Annotated in this window: 14 protein-coding genes and 1 pseudogene; 7 read left to right on the forward strand and 8 right to left on the reverse strand. The window is 56.0% G+C overall.

Translation table 11 applies throughout. The features are described 5' to 3' along the window. Positions 1 to 87: 87 nt before the first annotated feature. Together dsbB and nhaB are read right to left on the reverse strand one after the other, a co-directional pair. Entirely contained in the window at positions 88 to 618 is a 531-nt protein-coding gene (gene dsbB, locus O1722_RS09655) for a disulfide bond formation protein DsbB (RefSeq protein WP_017693268.1), read from the reverse strand. Positions 619 to 664: 46 nt separating this feature from the next. Beyond that, entirely contained in the window at positions 665 to 2,203 is a 1,539-nt protein-coding gene (gene nhaB, locus O1722_RS09660) for a Na(+)/H(+) antiporter NhaB (RefSeq protein ID WP_017693269.1), read from the reverse strand. 201 nt (positions 2,204 to 2,404) lie between these two features. Between nhaB and fadR the strand changes: the two genes are divergently transcribed. Then, complete coding sequence (fadR, locus tag O1722_RS09665; protein WP_015570315.1) at positions 2,405 to 3,124, forward strand: fatty acid metabolism transcriptional regulator FadR; 720 nt, start codon at positions 2,405 to 2,407, stop codon at positions 3,122 to 3,124. A 109-nt stretch (positions 3,125 to 3,233) separates the two neighbouring features. Here fadR and O1722_RS09670 read toward each other — a convergent pair whose 3' ends face one another. After that, the gene (locus O1722_RS09670; RefSeq protein ID WP_017384314.1) at positions 3,234 to 4,766 is read right to left on the reverse strand and encodes a SpoVR family protein; all 1,533 of its coding nucleotides are present in this window, start codon (positions 4,764 to 4,766) and stop codon (positions 3,234 to 3,236) included. A 321-nt stretch (positions 4,767 to 5,087) separates the two neighbouring features. On the opposite strand from O1722_RS09670, the gene O1722_RS09675 reads away from it, so the two are divergent. The 3 genes and pseudogenes from O1722_RS09675 to O1722_RS09685 all read left to right on the forward strand — a co-directional run. Then, positions 5,088 to 6,386, forward strand: a complete 1,299-nt coding sequence (locus O1722_RS09675) for a D-amino acid dehydrogenase (RefSeq protein WP_015570317.1) — start codon at positions 5,088 to 5,090, stop codon at positions 6,384 to 6,386. A 9-nt stretch (positions 6,387 to 6,395) separates the two neighbouring features. Then, on the forward strand, positions 6,396 to 7,466 hold the full coding sequence (gene dadX, locus O1722_RS09680; RefSeq protein WP_033486819.1) for a catabolic alanine racemase DadX: 1,071 nt from the start codon (positions 6,396 to 6,398) through the stop codon (positions 7,464 to 7,466). Positions 7,467 to 7,475: 9 nt separating this feature from the next. After that, positions 7,476 to 7,619 (forward strand): annotated as a pseudogene (locus O1722_RS09685) (hypothetical protein); the annotation flags it as partial. Here the strand turns inward: O1722_RS09685 and O1722_RS09690 are convergent. Beyond that, the gene (locus O1722_RS09690; RefSeq protein ID WP_017384312.1) at positions 7,563 to 9,296 is read right to left on the reverse strand and encodes a potassium/proton antiporter; all 1,734 of its coding nucleotides are present in this window, start codon (positions 9,294 to 9,296) and stop codon (positions 7,563 to 7,565) included. The pseudogene O1722_RS09685 and the gene O1722_RS09690 sit on opposite strands and share 57 nt — an antisense overlap. 97 nt (positions 9,297 to 9,393) lie before the next feature. Next, positions 9,394 to 10,308 carry a muramoyltetrapeptide carboxypeptidase gene (gene ldcA / locus O1722_RS09695; protein WP_032671646.1) on the reverse strand — a complete coding sequence of 305 codons (915 nt, stop codon included), beginning with the start codon at positions 10,306 to 10,308 and terminating at the stop codon, positions 9,394 to 9,396. Positions 10,309 to 10,415: 107 nt separating this feature from the next. On the opposite strand from ldcA, the gene emtA reads away from it, so the two are divergent. Then, complete coding sequence (gene emtA, locus O1722_RS09700; protein ID WP_017384310.1) at positions 10,416 to 11,027, forward strand: membrane-bound lytic murein transglycosylase EmtA; 612 nt, start codon at positions 10,416 to 10,418, stop codon at positions 11,025 to 11,027. Positions 11,028 to 11,064: 37 nt separating this feature from the next. Here emtA and ycgR read toward each other — a convergent pair whose 3' ends face one another. Further along, the gene (gene ycgR / locus O1722_RS09705; RefSeq protein WP_033486820.1) at positions 11,065 to 11,796 is read right to left on the reverse strand and encodes a flagellar brake protein YcgR; all 732 of its coding nucleotides are present in this window, start codon (positions 11,794 to 11,796) and stop codon (positions 11,065 to 11,067) included. Positions 11,797 to 11,956: 160 nt separating this feature from the next. Between ycgR and O1722_RS09710 the strand changes: the two genes are divergently transcribed. Further along, positions 11,957 to 14,059 carry a TonB-dependent siderophore receptor gene (locus O1722_RS09710; protein ID WP_033486821.1) on the forward strand — a complete coding sequence of 701 codons (2,103 nt, stop codon included), beginning with the start codon at positions 11,957 to 11,959 and terminating at the stop codon, positions 14,057 to 14,059. 90 nt (positions 14,060 to 14,149) lie between these two features. On the opposite strand, the gene O1722_RS09715 is transcribed toward O1722_RS09710, so the two are convergent. Further along, complete coding sequence (locus O1722_RS09715; protein ID WP_033486823.1) at positions 14,150 to 15,832, reverse strand: alpha,alpha-trehalase; 1,683 nt, start codon at positions 15,830 to 15,832, stop codon at positions 14,150 to 14,152. A 437-nt stretch (positions 15,833 to 16,269) separates the two neighbouring features. On the opposite strand from O1722_RS09715, the gene O1722_RS09720 reads away from it, so the two are divergent. Next, positions 16,270 to 17,607: a carbohydrate porin gene (locus O1722_RS09720; protein ID WP_033486824.1), complete on the forward strand. Its 1,338-nt coding sequence runs from the start codon at positions 16,270 to 16,272 to the stop codon at positions 17,605 to 17,607. A gap of 87 nt (positions 17,608 to 17,694) precedes the next feature. Here O1722_RS09720 and gap read toward each other — a convergent pair whose 3' ends face one another. Beyond that, positions 17,695 to 18,705: a type I glyceraldehyde-3-phosphate dehydrogenase gene (gene gap, locus O1722_RS09725; RefSeq protein ID WP_033486825.1), complete on the reverse strand. Its 1,011-nt coding sequence runs from the start codon at positions 18,703 to 18,705 to the stop codon at positions 17,695 to 17,697. Positions 18,706 to 18,742 lie beyond the last annotated feature (37 nt).

Raw genomic sequence — 18,742 nt, forward strand, 5'->3', positions numbered from 1 at the left:
CGCCGAGGCGGGTTTTTTATTGTGCGCAATTTTGTCGGGTGGCGCTGCGCTTACCCGATCTACAAAACTGACGTTGCCGTTTTGCTTTTACCTTCCAAAAAGATCGCGTTTCTTTGGTTTGAACGGCTGGGCAATCAGCACCAGCAGCGCCACCACAAAGTAGGCGACAAAAATGCCCACCAGCCACTGCGGCATCTCCAGCGTCAGGAACTCCCACTGGCGTACAGAGCAGTCACCGGAGGCCACAAACACCTGCGGCAGCCATTTATCCAGCGGCAGCCAGCTCGGGAAGCGGGCGGCAAAATCACAGGTCATAAACGGCGACGGGTGAAGCTGCATCTGGGTGTGCTCCCAGGCAAGCGCAATCCCTTTCCCGGCGCTGTACAGCCAGATGGCAATTGCCGCATAGCGTAACGGTGATTTAGGTGCAATCGCACCTACCAGACCCGCGCCCATAATGCCGAACAGCGCACAACGCTCATAAATACACAGTACGCAAGGTTTCAGCCCCATCACATGCTGAAACCACAGCGCGACCATTTCCAGCGCAAAGGCGGTCAGGGCCATCAACAACCACGCTCCGCGACCGCGTGAGCACTGGTTCAAAAATCGCAACATAATCATTTCCCTGGAACATGCTTAGACAGCGCAGTGTAAACGAATTTTAATGCGCCGCAAGTATACCTGCTTGCAATAACCATTGCGTACAGGGAACGAGAGTAATTTTGATGCACAGCAAACCAACCAGGGTAAGCACCAGCGTATACGGCAGCGCCATCCAGACCATTCTTCCATAAGAAAGTCGTATGAGTGGTGCCAGCGCCGAGGTCAGCAGGAAGAGGAATGCCGCCTGACCGTTCGGGGTTGCCACGGAGGGGAGGTTGGTTCCGGTGTTGATCGCCACCGCCAGCAGCTCGAACTGTTCACTGCTGACAATCCCTTGCTCCATCGCGGCTTTGGCCTCATTGATGTATACCGTCCCGACAAAGACGTTATCGGATATAGAGGACAACAGACCGTTAAACAAATAGAACAGCGTTAGCTGCGAATCTGGCGTAGCCTGAAGCACAAACGCGATGATCGGCGCGAACAGATGTTGGTCAATAATCACCGCCACGACCGCGAAAAACACCGCCAGCAGGGCGGTAAACGGCAGCGCTTCGGTAAAGGCTTTTCCGATAGCATGTTCGTCCGTAACGCCGCCCAGGCTGGTTGCAAGGATAATTACCGACAGGCCAATCAGCCCCACCTCGGCAAGGTGGAAGGCCAGCGCAGCGATAAGCCACACGCCGATGAAACCCTGTGCAATCAGGCGCAGCGTCTCCTGGCGCGTGCGTTGTTTGCGGCTCTGCTCGTCAAACTTATGCAGCTCCTGGCGGACCTGATCGGGCAACTTCGCGCCATACCCAAAGAGGTTGAATTTTTCGACCAGCACACAGGTGGCTAACCCGCAGACCAGCACGGGCACGCTGACGGGCGCCATGCGCAGGAAAAATTCGCCAAAATGCCATTCAGCCGCTTTGGCGATAATCAGGTTTTGCGGCTCCCCGACCATGGTCATCACGCCGCCCAGCGCCGTCCCCACGCCCGCATGCATCATCAGGCTGCGCAGAAACGCGCGGAACTGTTCCAGCACATCGCGGTTGTGCGCCTCAACGTGGCTGTCGTCCTGCAAGTTATCGCCAGGACGAGACGAGGCCACCCGGTGGTAAATCCCGTAAAAGCCGACGGCGACGCTGATCACCACCGCAACGACCGTCAGCGCATCCAGGAAGGCAGAGAGGAAGGCCGCGGCGAGGCAAAACGCCAGCGAGAGCAGCGTTTTCGACGGAATGCTCAGCAGCAAACGGGTGAAGATAAACAGCAGAAGCTGCTTCATAAAGTAGATCCCCGCCACCATGAAGATCAGCAGCAGCAGGACTTCAAGATTCGACGCTATCTCGTTTTTAACATGCTCCGCGCTGGTCATTCCAATGACCACGGCTTCCAGCGCCAGCAGCCCGCCGGGCAACAGCGGATAGCACTTCAGCGCCATCGCCAGGGTAAAGATAAATTCGGCGACCAACATCCACCCGGCAACGAAGGGATCCAGCAAAAAGATAACGGGATTAACGACCAGGAATACCAGTAAAGTAAGTTTGTACCAGTCAGGTGACTGACCTAAAAAGTTGCGCCACAGCGCGCGCCCAAATGAAATTTCCACGACAGACGTCCTTTACCCGTCAAATAAGACAAGACATCAGTATACGCAAAAATGGCGGCAGAGCGGGGGATTAAGCCATTTGTAAATTTCATAAAAATGAAACGGCGATCCCTCTTTTCTGTCTCTGCTGCGCTATCTGCCTCTGCGCGCCTCTGGTATGATGAGTGCAATTTGCTAAAGCTGTGTAATGGAAATCTCACTATGGTCATTAAGGCGCAGAGCCCGGCGGGTTTCGCGGAAGAGTACATCATTGAAAGCATCTGGAATAATCGTTTCCCTGCGGGATCAATTCTACCTGCTGAACGCGAACTCTCTGAACTGATTGGCGTCACCCGTACCACGCTGCGAGAAGTGCTCCAGCGTCTGGCGCGCGATGGCTGGTTGACGATACAGCATGGCAAACCCACTAAGGTGAACAACTTCTGGGAAACGTCCGGGCTGAACATTCTGGAAACGCTGGCGCGTCTCGACCACGAAAGCGTACCGCAGCTGATTGATAATCTGCTTTCCGTGCGCACCAACATCGCCACCATTTTCATCCGCACCGCGTTTCGTCAGCATCCTGAAGATGCGCTGAAAGTGCTTGCCACCGCTAATGAGGTGGAAGACCACGCGGATGCCTTTGCGACCCTGGATTACAACGTGTTCCGCGGTCTGGCGTTTGCTTCCGGCAATCCGGTTTACGGTCTGATCCTGAATGGAATGAAAGGGTTATATACGCGCATTGGTCGTCACTACTTTGCTAACCCTGAAGCCCGCAGCCTGGCGCTCGGCTTCTACCATAAACTGAGCAAACTCTGCACCGAAGGGCTGCACGATCAGGTCTATGAAACGGTGCGTCGTTACGGCCACGACTCCGGTGAAATCTGGCACCGGATGCAGAAAACGCTGCCGGGTGATTTAGCGATTCAGAGTCGCTAAAATAAAAAACCTCTCGATTGAGAGGTTTTTTTTCGCCCGGTGGCGCTTTGCTTACCGGGCCTACAAAACCCGTAGGCCGGGTAAGGCGTAGCCGCCACCCGGCAACAAACTACAGCGTATTCAACCGCGCCGGACACCGGTCCAGCAGCTCCACGCTGCCATCTTCGTTCTGCTGCTCCAGCAACACATCAAATCCCCACAGGCGATGCACATGCTTCAGCACTTCCTTACGCCCCTTATCCAGCGGCGCGCGGTTGTGCGGAATATAGCGCAACGTCAGGGAGCGGTCGCCGCGCAGATCCACGTTCCAGACCTGAATGTTCGGTTCAAGATTACTCAGGTTGTACTGGGATGACAGGCGCGAGCGGATCTCGCGATAACCCTCTTCGTTGTGGATCGCGGAGATCTCCAGGTAGTTGTTGCGGTCATCATCCAGTACGGTGAAGAAGCGGAAATCACGCATGATCTTCGGCGACATGAACTGGCTGATAAAGCTCTCATCCTTAAAATCACGCATCGCGAAGTGCAGCGTTTCCAGCCAGTCGGAACCGGCAATATCCGGGAACCAGTATTTGTCCTCTTCGGTGGGCGACTGACAAATACGCTTGATATCCTGGAACATGGCAAAGCCGAGCGCGTACGGGTTAATGCCGCTGTACCACGGGCTGTTATATGCCGGCTGGAATACCACGTTGGTGTGGCTGTGCAGAAACTCCATCATAAACCGCTCGGTGACTTTTCCTTCGTCGTACAGGTGGTTAAGAATGGTGTAGTGCCAGAAGGTCGCCCAGCCTTCGTTCATCACCTGGGTCTGCTTCTGCGGATAGAAATACTGGCTCACCTTGCGCACGATGCGCAGGATCTCACGCTGCCACGGCTCCAGCAGCGGGGCGTTTTTCTCCATAAAGTAGAGCAGGTTTTCCTGCGGCTCGGAAGGGTAGCGACGCGCCTCGGCGACGGTTTTCTCCTCTTCACGTTTTGGCAGGGTGCGCCACAGCATATTCACCTGGCTTTGCAGATACTCTTCGCGGCTTTTCTGTCGGGCTTTCTCTTCCTGCAATGAGATCTTCTGCGGACGCTTATAGCGGTCAACGCCGTAGTTCATCAGCGCGTGGCAGGAGTCCAGCAGCTTCTCCACCTCGTCCACGCCGTAGCGCTCTTCGCAGTCGGTAATGTATTTGCGGGCGAAGATCAGATAATCGACGATGGAGCTGGCGTCCGTCCAGCTGCGGAACAGATAGTTATTTTTGAAGAACGAGTTATGTCCATAGCAGGCGTGCGCCATCACCAGCGCCTGCATGGTAATGGTGTTCTCCTCCATCAGATAGGCAATACACGGGTTAGAGTTAATGACGATTTCATACGCCAGTCCCTGCTGCCCGTGCTTATACAGCCGCTCTGTCTCAATGAATTTTTTGCCAAACGACCAGTGCGGATAGTTAATTGGCATCCCGACGCTGGAGTAAGCGTCCATCATCTGTTCCGAGGTGATGACTTCAATCTGATGGGGGTAGGTATCCAGACGATAGAGTTTGGCCACCCGGTCGATCTCCGCCAGGTAGACATCCAGCAACTCGAAGGTCCAGTCGGGTCCATCGCTCAGACGGGTGCTGTCCCTGGACATGGAATCTAGTGTAGCCATTAGCGCGCCCTCGTTGTTGGTCGCTCTCTCTGACTGGAGAGCCTCCTTTCAAGCATAGATCACCCCATTCAAATACGCGGGGCGCAGAAATTTTTTCTTTGCGATTTCGCGTTTTCGATACGGCAAAAAAAGCGGTGCCTACAGAATTTTCTACTGGTTAAAAATAACGCGCAGCAGGAGATCCCAAATAAGCGCCATCCCCTGATACAGCGGGATATGTGAGTTGAGTCACCATAAAAAAGTCATATGTTGAATAATATTTTCAACTAGGTTATCAATCTGTAATTAGATGATTGTTCTTTTGCTCATAATGGAGTGGCTATGCGTGTTGTCATACTGGGAAGTGGTGTCGTTGGCGTAACCAGCGCCTGGTATTTAAGTCAGGCGGGACATGAGGTTACCGTTATCGATCGCGAATCCGGTCCGGCGCTGGAAACCAGCGCGGCGAATGCGGGGCAAATCTCTCCGGGCTACGCTGCGCCGTGGGCGGCCCCGGGCGTTCCGCTGAAGGCGATCAAATGGATGTTTCAGCGACATGCGCCCCTGGCGATAAGTCTTGACGGCACGCAGTTCCAGCTTAAATGGATGTGGCAGATGCTGCGCAACTGCGACACCCGCCACTATATGGAAAACAAGGGGCGTATGGTGCGGCTGGCGGAATACAGCCGCGACTGCCTGAAGGCGCTGCGCGCCTCAACGGGCATTGAATATGAAGGGCGTCAGGGCGGCACGCTTCAGCTGTTCCGTACCGCGCAACAGTACGAAAACGCGACCCGCGATATCGCCGTGCTTGAAGATGCGGGCGTACCGTATCAGCTGCTGGAAGCCAGCCAGCTGGCGCAGGTGGAGCCAGCGCTTGCCGAGGTCGCGCATAAGCTGACGGGCGGTCTGCGTTTACCGAACGATGAAACCGGCGACTGCCAGCTATTCACCCAGCGTCTGGCGCGCATGTGTGAGCAGGCCGGGGTGAAATTCCGCTTCAATACTTCTGTCGACAAACTGCTGTCGGAAGGTGAGAAGATTTACGGCGTGAAGTGTGGGGAGGAGGTAATTAAAGCCGATGCCTACGTGATGGCGTTTGGCTCCTACTCAACCGCGATGCTGAAAGGGATCCTGGATATCCCGGTCTATCCGCTGAAAGGCTACTCCCTGACCATCCCGGTGAAAGAGGACAGCGGCGCGCCGGTCTCGACCATTCTTGATGAAACCTACAAAATCGCCATCACCCGCTTCGATAACCGGATCCGCGTCGGGGGCATGGCGGAAATCGTGGGCTTCAATACCGAGCTGCTCAAACCGCGTCGTGAAACGCTGGAGATGGTCGTGGGCGATCTCTTCCCGCGCGGCGGCTTCATTGAGCAGGCGACGTTCTGGACCGGCCTGCGCCCAATGACCCCGGACGGCACGCCGATTGTGGGCCGTACACCATACAAAAATCTGTGGACTAACACCGGCCACGGCACGCTTGGCTGGACCATGGCCTGCGGTTCGGGCCAGCTGCTGAGCGACCTGATCTCCGGAAGGACGCCGGCAATTCCGTTTGACGATTTGAGCGCCGCACGCTATCAATCAGGGTTTACCCCATCGCGTCCACAACACCTGCACGGCGCGCATAATTAAGGAGTCGTCATGTCCCGTCCCATTCTGGCCCAGCTGGATTTGCAGGCGCTGAAGGATAACCTGCAAATTGTTCGCCGTGCTGCGCCGGGTTCTCGTGTCTGGTCGGTGGTGAAAGCCAACGCCTACGGTCATGGTATCGACCGTATCTGGAGTGCGCTCGGCGGCACCGATGGTTTTGCCTTGCTGAATCTGGAAGAGGCCATCCTGCTGCGCGAGCGCGGCTGGAAAGGACCGATCCTGCTGCTGGAAGGATTCTTTCATGCGCAGGATCTGCCTCTGCTGGATAAGTACCGCCTGACGACCAGCGTTCACAGTAACTGGCAGATCAAGGCCATCCAGGACGCGAAGCTGCATGCCCCGCTGGATATCTATCTCAAAGTGAACAGCGGGATGAACCGTCTGGGCTTCCAGCCTGAACGGGTGCATACGGTCTGGCAGCAGCTTCGTGCGCTGAAAAACGTCGGTGAGATGACGCTGATGGCGCACTTCGCCGATGCGGAAAAGCCGGACGGCATTGCCGATGCCATGGTCCGCATTGAGCAGGCGGCAGAAGGTCTGGACTGTCCGCGCTCGCTGTCGAACTCAGCGGCAATGCTCTGGCATCCCGAGGCGCACTACAACTGGGTACGTCCGGGGATCGTACTGTACGGCGCGTCACCCTCAGGTCAGTGGCAGGATATTGCCAACAGCGGCCTGAAGCCGGTGATGACGTTACGAAGCGAGATTATCGGCGTGCAAACCCTGAAAGCGGGCGATACGGTGGGCTATGGCAGCCGCTATCGGGCAGCAGGTGAACAGCGCATCGGTATCGTGGCGGGGGGCTATGCAGATGGTTATCCGCGCATCGCCCCGAGCGGCACGCCGGTGTGGGTCGATGGCGTGCGCACGGGCACGGTAGGCACCGTCTCCATGGATATGCTGGCCATCGATTTGACGCCGTGTCCCCAGGCGGGCATCGGATCGCCGGTTGAGCTGTGGGGCAACGAGGTTAAAATTGATGATGTGGCCGCTGCGGCGGGCACCGTCGGGTATGAATTGATGTGCGCGCTGGCGCCAAGAGTGCCTGTTGTGACGGTGTAACTTGTGTGTGTGCCGGGTGGCGCTAACGCTTACCCGGCCTACGTTCGGGGTTTTGTAGGCCGGGTAAGGCGAAGCCGCCACCCGGCTAAAAAGCAGCTACTCCGCCTCCTCCTCCATTGGCCTTACGCCGACTTTGCGCACCGCGTTATCTTCTTTCTCCGCTACCGTCCAGATCATCCCGGCAAACTCCACCTGGTCACCGACGACCGGCGCAGCCCCTAATAATTGCTGAATAATTTCACCCAGTGTTTGCTGGTTATCGCGATTCTCCAGTCCACCTTCCAGGCCATAAATCAGCGCCACATCCGCAAAGCGGGCGCTGGCTTCGAGGATAAAATCGCCGAAGAAACGCTGATCCAGCGCCACCGGGGGCGACTGGCTGAACAGCTTGCCGAGGGCCGGCAGGTCGCGCTCGCGGCCAATCACGCAGAGGATATCGTTCTCACGCAGCCGCGTGCTGCCGGTCGGGTGAAGCAGGGCGTTATCCCGGAACAGGGCGGCAATGCGCGTTTCAGCGGGCATATGCAGATCGCGCAGGGACGCGCCCACGCACCACTTATCGGCGCTTAGCTGGTAGACAAACTGTTCCCAGGGATTCTCAGGGTGAATATCCAGCCCCACGCGGGAGACCGGCCAGCCAATGGGCGGTACCACCACTTTGGCTTTTTTCGCCGCCCAGCCCAGCGACGTCCCCTGGAACAGCAGCGACACCAGCACCACGAAGAAGGCGACGTTGAAGAACAGGCGGGCGTTGTCCAGCCCGGCCATCATCGGGAACACTGCCAGAATAATTGGCACCGCGCCGCGCAGCCCCACCCAACTGATAAATATCCGCTCACGCAGGTTAAACCCGCGGAACGGCAGCAGCCCGGCAAACACCGACAGCGGACGGGCGAAGAAGATCATCCAGGCCGACAAAAGCAGCGCCGGTACGGCGATAGGCAGCAGGTCCGACGGCGTCACCAGCAGGCCCAGCACCAGGAACATGGCGATCTGCGCCAGCCAGGCCAGACCGTCGAAGTTCTGCAAGATGGCGTGACGGTTGCGAATCGGTCGGTTGCCCAACAGGAAACCGCAAAGGTAAACCGCCAGAATACCGCTGCCGTCCAGCGCGGTGGTGACGGCAAAGATCAGGATCCCACCGCTCAGGGCCAGCAGCGGGTAAAGGCCGGAAGGCAGCGTAATACGGTTAATCGTATGCTGTAACAGGTAACCGCCGCCGAGACCAATGATAATCCCGAGGCCAAACTGCTGGAGGATGTGCCAGGCGAACATCCAGCTCAGGCCGGTTTCGTGCTGCTGGATCATCTCAATCAGGGTAATGGTCAGGAACACCGCCATCGGATCGTTACTGCCGGATTCAATCTCAAGCGTGGAGCCAACGCGTTCGTTCAGCCCCTTGCCGCCGAGCAGTGAGAAAACCGCCGCCGCATCGGTAGAGCCGACAATCGCGCCAATCAGCAGGCCTTCCATTATATCGAGGTTAAACAGCCAGGCCGCCATCATGCCGGTCAGGCCGGAGGTGATCAGCACGCCGACGGTCGCCAGAGACAGCGCCGGGCCTAAGGCAACGCGAAACGAACTTGCCTGGGTGCGCATTCCGCCGTCCAGCAGAATCACCGCCAGCGCGAGGTTACTCACCATATAGGCGAAAGGGTAATTATCGAAGGGGATACCGCCGATACCGTCGATCCCGGCAAGCATGCCGATAGCCAGGAAAATGACAAGAATAGGTATGCCAAGACGCGATGAAAATGAACTTAATAAAATGCTAAAGGTTACCAGGATGGAACCCAGAATGAAAAGACTGATTATCGCTGTGGCACCCAATGTCGTCTTACTCCCACCTCAATGTGAACGCTGTTATTAAAACCCTAACATAATAACAACGTTAACTGCGTTTTATTGAGGGGGAATAACGGCTTTTTTATGCCTTTAAGACCGGATGACCGCTGATTGTTAACCGACTGCCTGAATTATCGTGTACAAGGTGCGCCTGGGCACCCAGCGGCAGGGTAACGGTTTGCGGCTCATGGCCGAAATCCAGACCGGCGATCACCGGGATATCCAGCCGGGAACGAATGAAATCAATCATCGTCTCCAGGGAATAGCCCGCATCGTAATCGTTGGGGGCTGAACCACTAAAACTGCCCAGCACAATGGCCGACTGCCGATCCAGGATCCCGGCGTGATACAGCTGCAACAGCATACGTTCGACGCGGAACGGGTGTTCGTTGATATCTTCCAGCACCAGTATGCCGTCCGTGATCTGCGGTAGCCACGGCGTTCCAATCAGCGACACCAGCATCGCGAGGTTGCCGCCCCACAGCTGTCCTTCACATTCCCAGTGCGGTCCATTGCCTTGCCACTCGACGGTGAACGTCGGGTTTTGCAGGGCGCGCCAGAAATGGTCCTGCGTAAACGCATCCAGCTCCGGCGCACCAAAGTTGCCGGCCAGCATCGGGCCGCTAAAGGTAATGACGTTATGCAACGCCAGCAGGCCGAGCTGGATCGCCGTGAAATCGCTGTGTCCGCAGATTAACAGCGGATCCTGCTGCTGGCGCGCGGCCAGCCCGGCCCAGTCGATGCTCTCCAGCAGCCGGCTTGCGCCATAGCCGCCGCGCACGGCCAGCACAATAGTGTTTTCACCTTCCAGCGTCGCCAGGCTGTTGATATCGCTCAGTCTCTGCGCCTCCGTACCGGCAAAACGCTGCATACGGCGGGGGATAATAGTCTGATTTTCTACCTGATGGCCCATTTCCAGCAGGCGCTGAACGCCCCGCTGTGCCGCCTCCTGGTTGATGCAGTAGCCTGACGGTGCGATGAGATGAAACTGAGGCATGGCAATTCCTTGCTGAATGAGAATCTAATTGTCTATATCATGCCGCGTATACGCCGCCTGCTTCAAGGGGCGACGTACCGCGATGACCGGCTATAAGGATAGATGACGTGAAATTGAGATGGTTTGCTTTTTTGATTGTGCTGCTCGCTGGCTGTAGTTCAAAACATGATTATCAAAATCCCCCCTGGAACCCTGAAGTGCCGGTAAAGCGGGCCATGCAGTGGATGCCGATCAGCGAACAAGCCGGGAAGGCCTGGGGCGTGAGCCCGCGTCTGATCACGGCGATCATTGCCGTGGAATCCGGTGGCAACCCGACGCTGGTGAGTAAATCGAATGCGGTGGGGCTGATGCAGTTAAAAGCCTCGACGGCGGGAAGAGAGGTCTATCGCTACATGGGCTGGAAGGGACAGCCATCCACCAGCGAGCTGAAAAACCCGGAACGTAATATCTCTATGGGAACCGCTTACCTGAGTATTCTCGAGCATGGCATTCTGAAGGGGATTGACGATCCGGAAGTGATGCAATATGCGCTGGTGGTGTCGTACGTTAACGGAGCCGGCGCGCTGCTCCGAACCTTCTCATCCGATCGCAAAGAGGCGATAGAAGAGATTAACGATATGGATAAAGATGAATTCTTCGAGCACGTTGTGAAGAATCATCCGTCAGCACAGGCTCCACGTTATATCTGGAAAGTACAGAAAGCGATGGACGCCATGTAACGCCTTTGTCGGGCGGCAGCATGCTGCCCGACGCCTTTCAGCGCACTTTGTTCGCGCGTTCCCGCGCTTCACGCTCCAGTGAGAAGATGATGCGCTGTAGTTCGCGTTCGGCGCCTGGCCCGACATTCAGAAAGCGAAAGCTCAGTCGCGGCGTGGTAATGGTTTCGTTTTTGCTGTCCACCACCTTACGCTCGCTGATGGCAATCAGCTGGGCGTCAAACCAGAAGCGTCCCCATCCGCCCATATCCAGCTCAATCTGACTAAAACGCATGCCTTCCACCAGTCCTTCCGGCTCCGGCGTATCCATTAACGCGCCCATCCCGCCCAGTGACAGGTCGAAGAGACGAAAGCGGATCTCTTTTTTGTCCGGCATTTTTGCCTTACAGAAATAGGCCGGGTGAAGCGGGGCGCTGATGCGAAAAAACTCGCGGCGTTGCACGAACCAGAGGTTAGCGGGCAGGGGAGCGATAAACGCAGGCAAACCCTGGTACGCGATCGTGGTCAGGCGGGGCAGTATAAACTCGACTTTAGCCCCCTGCGTTTCGGCCATCACCGAGAGGTTTTCTGCCTGGAGCGCGGCACGGTTTTCTTCGCTCTGGCTACCCAGATCCACGATCAGGTGTTCTGCCGTCACGTCCAGGATCTTGCTGATAAACTGGCTGGTTGACCAGTTGATGCGCAGCGGCACCTCGCCCTTTTTCAGGTCGCGTAATACCCCTAATACAGCCAGCGGATTTTGTTTCAGGAACTGCTCACTGTAGCTACTCACGCCAGATGGCTCCTCGATAGATGACAGACTGTCTCTGGGTTATCGGCACGCTGGCATGAAACTTAATACAAACGATCTGTTTTTCTCCGCCGATATTGATTTGCTAATGGAAATGATAATAATTGGCGTTCCCAATGGCATCTAATAACAAGACGACACTATGAGCACCTCACGTTTTGCGTTATGCGCGTTGGCAGGCGCCGTCACGCTGGCATTGCAAACACAGGCTTTTGCAGAAGAACCCACCATCGTGGTGACCGGTACAGAGCAGGGCAGCGCGCTCCCTGCCTGGACCAACAGCGCCACGAAATCAGCCGTCGCGGAAAGTAAAACGCCCCAGGTGATCAACACCATCGCCGCTAAAGAGATTGAGCAGCGGCACGCCAGTTCGGTAAACGAGATCCTGCGCTATGCGCCGGGCGTTTCCACGGAGGTGCGCGGGAGCACCTCTTACATGAGCGAGTACAAAATCCGCGGGTTCAACGTCGAGCAGGAGTTCTACAACGGCCTGCAACTTCCCTATAACGTCACCGGGAACACTAAAGCGCGAATCGATCCGCTGCTGATTGAGAGCGTCGATATCCTGAAGGGGCCGTCATCAGTGCTGTATGGCGGTGGCTCCCCGGGCGGGCTGGTCAATATTCAGAGTAAAAAGCCGCAGAAAGAGGCGAAAACGGAGCTGGGCTTTAATACCGGAAACCGCAATCTGAAAGAGGGGTACCTGGATTCCACGGGGCAGATTGCGACCAGCGACTGGAACTATCGCCTGCTGGGTAAAGCGACAGAGAGTGACGAACAGGCGCACACCACGCGCTATGAAAACTATCTGGTGGCCCCCTCCGTGACCTGGCAGCCGGATGACAAAACGCGCCTGACTATTGACGCGCTGGCGCAAAATACGCCGAGCCTGACGCCGTCTGATCCGATGCCGCTAAGCTATCTACGGTCTAAATACGCCGATCGTCGTGACTATGCCGGGGATGAGTGGAGCGGCTTTAAGCAGCGTCAGTGGATGCTGGGCTACAGCTTTGAACATGAGTTTGACAGTGGCTGGGGCTTTAGCCAGAAAGCGCGCTACTTTGACGTGGACACCCACCAGCGCAGCGCCTATTCAACCGGGACGGGCAGCGAGGTCTACCAGCTTAACCGCTTCGCCTATACCACGGATGAAGATTTACAGAGCTTCAACATTGATAACCAAGTCACCCGAACCGTCGCGCTGGGGGACTGGAAACATCATCTGCTGGCGGGCTTTGACTACCAGAAGCTGAACTCTCACTTCCACTATCGTTACGCCTCGTCCACACCGGGTATCGATATGCGTAATCCGGATCACTCGCAGATCGATAACGATGCGCTGGGGCTTGAAACCGCGCAGAAAAACCGTCTCAGCTATCAGCAGAATGGCTATTACCTCCAGGATCAGATTGCGTTTGGCGGGCTGAACGTGCTGGCCAGCCTGCGCTATGACGACTACCGTTCTGTCACCACCAACTATCTGCAAAACGGTGACAAAGCCTGGGTATCGCAGGATCGCCTCACCAAGCGACTGGGCGCGCTTTATGCCTTCGACAATGGTCTCTCACCGTTTATCAGCTATTCGGAAGGGTTCGCCCCGGTATCGCCGCAGGGCACGCTGACCGCGAAAGACGTTAAGCCCACCACCAGCAAGCAGGTGGAGGGTGGGGTGAAATACCTGCTGGCGGAATACGCAACCACCTTCACCGCCTCGGTGTTTAACATTCGTCAGAAAAATGTGGTGACCAGCGATCCGGGCTTCCTCAACTATCGCCAGACCGGGGAAGTGGAATCGAAAGGTGCGGAGCTTTCCGCTATGAGTCGTCCAACGGATAACCTGACGCTGATTGCCAACTATGCCTACACCCACGCCATCAATACCGAAGATGACAAGTACCAGGGCAAACGACCGACGCAGGTCCCTGAGAACGCCTTTAATCTGTGGGGAGATTACACCTTTGACAGCACACCGCTGAGAGGGTTAACGCTGGGGGCAGGGGCACGCTACACCGGGCCGATGGAGATCTCGCCAGCCAACGACGCAGGCAAGCTGGGCGGTACGACGCAATACGATCTGGCGGCGTCTTACCGCATGGGCGAGCTGGCGCCATCGCTGGAGGGGCTGACGTTGAAAGCGAGCGCGCAGAACGTCACCAACAAAGAGACCCTCACCTGCTATGACGCGACCAACTGCTGGATAGGCCGTGACCGCACGTTCCAGGTCGGGGCGAGTTACAGCTTCTGAAAAAAGCCCGGTGGCGCTTCGCTACCGGGCCAATCTATTGCACGGAACCGTCCCCTCGCCCCACCGGGGAGAGGGTCAGGGTGAGGGGCGCTACTGCGCCGCCTGTTTCGCAGGTGCAACATCATCGTTTGCCGCAGGCTGATTCTCCGGTACGCTGTCGCACGGCTTCTCTTTCGGGCAGACCATGTCCAGCATCCTGAGCGTCACGCCGTTACTCCAGCCGAAACCGTCCTGCAACGGATACTCACCGCCGCCACCGCCGGTACCGGTCGAAGAGACATCGTACTTCTCAACCAGTTTCTTCTCGCGATCGTAGGTATGCTGAACGTTTTTCAGGAAACGCCAGGTTACGTCCATCGCCACTTTCTGCTGACCATAGTTCTGCAACCCTTCCACCGCTACCCACTGCAACGGCGCCCAGCCGTTCGGCGCATCCCACTGCTGCCCGCTGTTGATGGTGGTGGTAGAAATACCGCCCGGTTTCAGCAGGCGTGACGACGCGGCTGCGGCCACTTTATCGGCGCGATCCTGTGATGCGGCCTTCACATACAGCGGGAAGAGGGCTGCGGCCGTCAGCTGATTACGCACCTTCCCGGTTTTCAGATCGTAATCCGCATACCAGCCCTCTTTATCGTTCCACAGGTGGCTTTCCATGGCTTTCTGACGTGCGGAGGCCAGCGCGTCATATTTACTTGCACTGGCGTTATCGCCGTCTTCCTGACTGGCGCGGGCCAGCAGTTTTTCCATCTTAAACATCAGCGCATTCAGATCCACCGGCACGATGCTGGTGGTGCGGATGGTACCCAGCTTCTGTGGATCGTCCATCCAGCGGGAGCTGAAATCCCAGCCCGAGGCCGCGGCAGAGCGCAGATCGCGGTAAATTTCGGTGGCCGGACGGTTAGGGTTATTTTTGGCGGTGGTCACGTCATCCAGCCACGACTCAGGGCGCGGCGTGTCCCGATCGTCCCAGTAGCGGTTGAGGATCGAGCCGTCATCCAGCTTCACCACGCGTTTGTTCGCCTGACCAGGCTGGAGCCCATCAGCCCCCTCCATCCAGTAAGCGTACTCTTTCTCCATCTGCGGACGGTATTTCTTCAACGCGTCGCTGTCATGCGTGGCCAGCAATTCCACCATCAGCGAGAAGAAAGGCGGCTGAGAGCGGCTCAGGTAGTAGCTGCGGTTACCGTTAGGGATATGGCCCCAGGTATCAAGCTCGTAAGCGAAGTTGTCCACCATGTCGCCGATCTTATCCCAGTGGCCGCTCTCGGCCAGCCCCAGCATGGTGAAATAGCTGTCCCAGTAATAGACTTCGCGGAAGCGTCCTCCCGGCACGACATAGGGCTTTGGCAGGGGCAGGAGGGAGTCCCATTTGTTCGCTTTGTCAGTGGTGCGGGTCAGTACAGGCCACAGATCGTCTATGTGTTCGCGCAGGCTCTGGCCTTCAGGGGGAACGTATTTCTCACCTTCCTTCGGCAGGATAAAGTTCATCTCTACGAAGTGGCGCAGGTCAAAACCGGACTGGGTATGCTGCATCCGGTAATCCGCCAGGATGGTTAGCGGGTCGCTTTTGGGAACGGCATCCGCGAAGGTTTTCTGGTCCGGGAACAGTTTGGCGCTCTGTACTTCATTAAAGAGGGGGCCAAGGAGAATATCAGGTGAGCTTTGCTGGCTCGTTGGCTGGTCTTCAGCATAACCAAATGCGGTAACACCGAGTAGGGCGCCTGCCAACGTAAGGTGTAACAAGCCAGGGTGTAGCATTCGAGTTTTTATCATCGGTTCATCTCCATTCGTCGCTGGGCAGCGTCACCGCTGTCGTCAATCACCTGAAAACCTTAGACGAATATAGCCCGCTTCGCGTGTTAGATATCCCATTTTGCGCATTACCAGACGATTTACCGCCGCGCCCGGACGTGAGAAGCGCGCCGAAAACTATTTACTCGGGGAATGTTTTTTGGGGAGTGATTTTAATTAAATATCCTGTCAGGGCACACTATGAATATTGACCAGGCTTATGGGTTGCAACCTTTTTTAATTCTGTGAACGGGGTTGTGTTTCTTTATTACATTCCGCGAATAACTTTCTGTGAAGGTCACACAAAGTAAAAAACATAACCGACATAACAAAAAACATAATAGCCTGCCGAAAAGCATTTAGACGAAATAGAGTGACCCATCACTTTGGGTATTCACTTTTATTTCAGGATGGATTCTATGCAATTAAAAAAAATGGTTGTCCTCGTGGGGGCACTCTGTTCTGGCTCTCTTTTTGCGGCACAAAGTGCGACGAGCGTAGATGAAAAACTGGCGCAACTGGAGGCGCAAATCGAGGCGTTGAAACAACAGCAGGCGGCCAGTCAGCAGGCCGCTCCCGTGGTCGTACAGTCAGAAGAGCCCGTCAATAAAGACGCACCACCGAAGCTGACGCTTTCGGGCTTTGGAGATATAAAATTTTATGGCGATGTGGAATTTAATATGGATGCTGCCAGCAAAACCGGCAGTCTGACTTCTGTTAAGCAAAGTGCTAATAGCGACTGGGCGCCGGGAGATAAAGAACGGTGGGATATAAATGGTCGTATTTTGCTGGGGTTTGATGGTTATCGAAAAATGGATAACGGCCATTTTTCCGGATTTTCTGTACAACCACTGGGCGATTTGGCAGGGCAAATGTACCTTGATGATGCGGTATTTTTCTTTGGCGCAGAAAACGACTGGGAAATTAAAGTTGGACGTTTTGAAGCCTACGATATGTTCCCGCTCAACCAGGATACCTTTGTTGAATACTCGGGCAATACAGCGGACGATCTTTATAGCGACGGCTATGGTTACATTTATATGCTGAAAGAGGGGCGTGGCCGTACCGACAGCGGCGGTAACTTCCTGATGAGTAAAACGCTGGATAACTGGTATTTCGAGCTGAATACGCTGTTCAAAGACGGCAGCGATCTGTACGTCGACCAGCGCTACCATGGCGCGGAACTGGAAAATGATAAGAACGTCGCCTATGTCCGGCCAGTTATTTCGTGGCAGGACGGCCCGTTCTCAACGGCCGTCGCCATGGAAACCAATCTGGTCAACAATGCTTATGGCTATCGGGATGACGCGGGTCGTTGGGTCGATCAGTCTGACCGCACCGGTTACGGATTCACCATGACCTGGGATGGTCTGAAAGCCGATCCAGAGGATGGCATAGTCGTGAATCTCAACACAGCGTATCTTGACGCCGCAGACGAAACGGACTTCACCTCCGGCGTCAATGTCCTGTGGCGTAACGCTGAGCTGGGCTATATTTATGCGCATAACGAAATCGACGAATTTAACACTTCAACCTTTGACGCAGAGTGTGAGAATGATTGCTGGATCACCGATCCGGGTGAGTATGATATTCACACTGTCCATGCGTCATACCTTATTCCCAACGTAATGAAGATGAAGAACTTTAACATTTACCTGGGCGCCTACGCTTCGTGGGTGAACGCGTCGCCGAAAAAGGGAAGCGATAAGAACGACGATCGTTATGGCGGTCGTGTGCGGTTTAAATATTATTTCTGAAGAGTGTCATGATGCCCCCCTGTTAGCAGGCAGAGGGGCCATTTTGCAGGCCGGGTATGCGCAAGCGTCACCCGGCAATGCGATCGGCTACAACCCTTTCTTATCCATCAGCACCGCCAGATCCACCAGACGGTTGGAGAAGCCCCATTCGTTGTCATACCACGACAGGATCTTCACCATATTCCCGCCAATCACCAGCGTTGAAAGCCCGTCGATGATGGATGAGCGCGGGTCGCCCTGATAATCACTGGAGACCAGCGGTTCATCGCTGTAGCCCAGGATGCCTTTCAACGGCCCGCTGGTGGCAGCCTGACGGAACGCGTCATTCACCTCTTCGGCGGTTACGTTGCGGCTCAGCGTCACCGTCAGATCGACAATCGACACCACCGGAACCGGCACGCGCAGAGAATACCCGGTGAGTTTACCGTCCAGCTCGGGGATCACTTTCCCGAGCGCTTTTGCCGCGCCGCTGGAGTAAGGCACAATGGATAATGCTGCCGCGCGCGCGCCGCGCAGATCTTTTTCCGGCTGATCATGCAGCGCCTGGCTGTTGGTGTAGGCATGCGTGGTGTTCATCAGCCCGTGCTCAATGCCAAACTGCTGGTGCAGCACCTGCGCCGCTGGCGCCAGACCATTAGTGGTGCAACTCCCGTTACTGATCACAAAATGCTGGGCCGGATCGTACAGCGTGTGGTTCACACCCATTACCACCGTCAGATCATCATTTTTAGCCGGGGCGGAAATAATGACGCGTTTTGCGCCGCCGCTCGTGATATGCACCGCCGCTTTTTCACGTTCGGTGAAGAAGCCTGTGGCTTCGATTACCACCTCAACGCCAGCGTCTTTCCACGGAATGTTTGCCGGGTCGCGTTCACTGAATACGGTGATGCGTTGCCCGTCAACCTGTAGCGCGCCGTCCGCCGCTTCCACAGGCACCGGCAGCGTGCCGAGCAGAGAGTCATATTTCAGCAGATGGGCGAGGGTTTTACTGTCCGTCAGATCGTTAATGGCCACAATCTGGAGATCCGGGTTGCCCAGCGCCGCGCGCAGGACATTACGTCCGATACGGCCGAAACCGTTAATACCGACCTTAACCATGATGCACTCCTTATCTGTGTTGTCTGGAGTTACTGTA

The sequence above is a fragment of the Enterobacter cloacae complex sp. HYC003_NIDB genome (assembly GCF_056673375.1).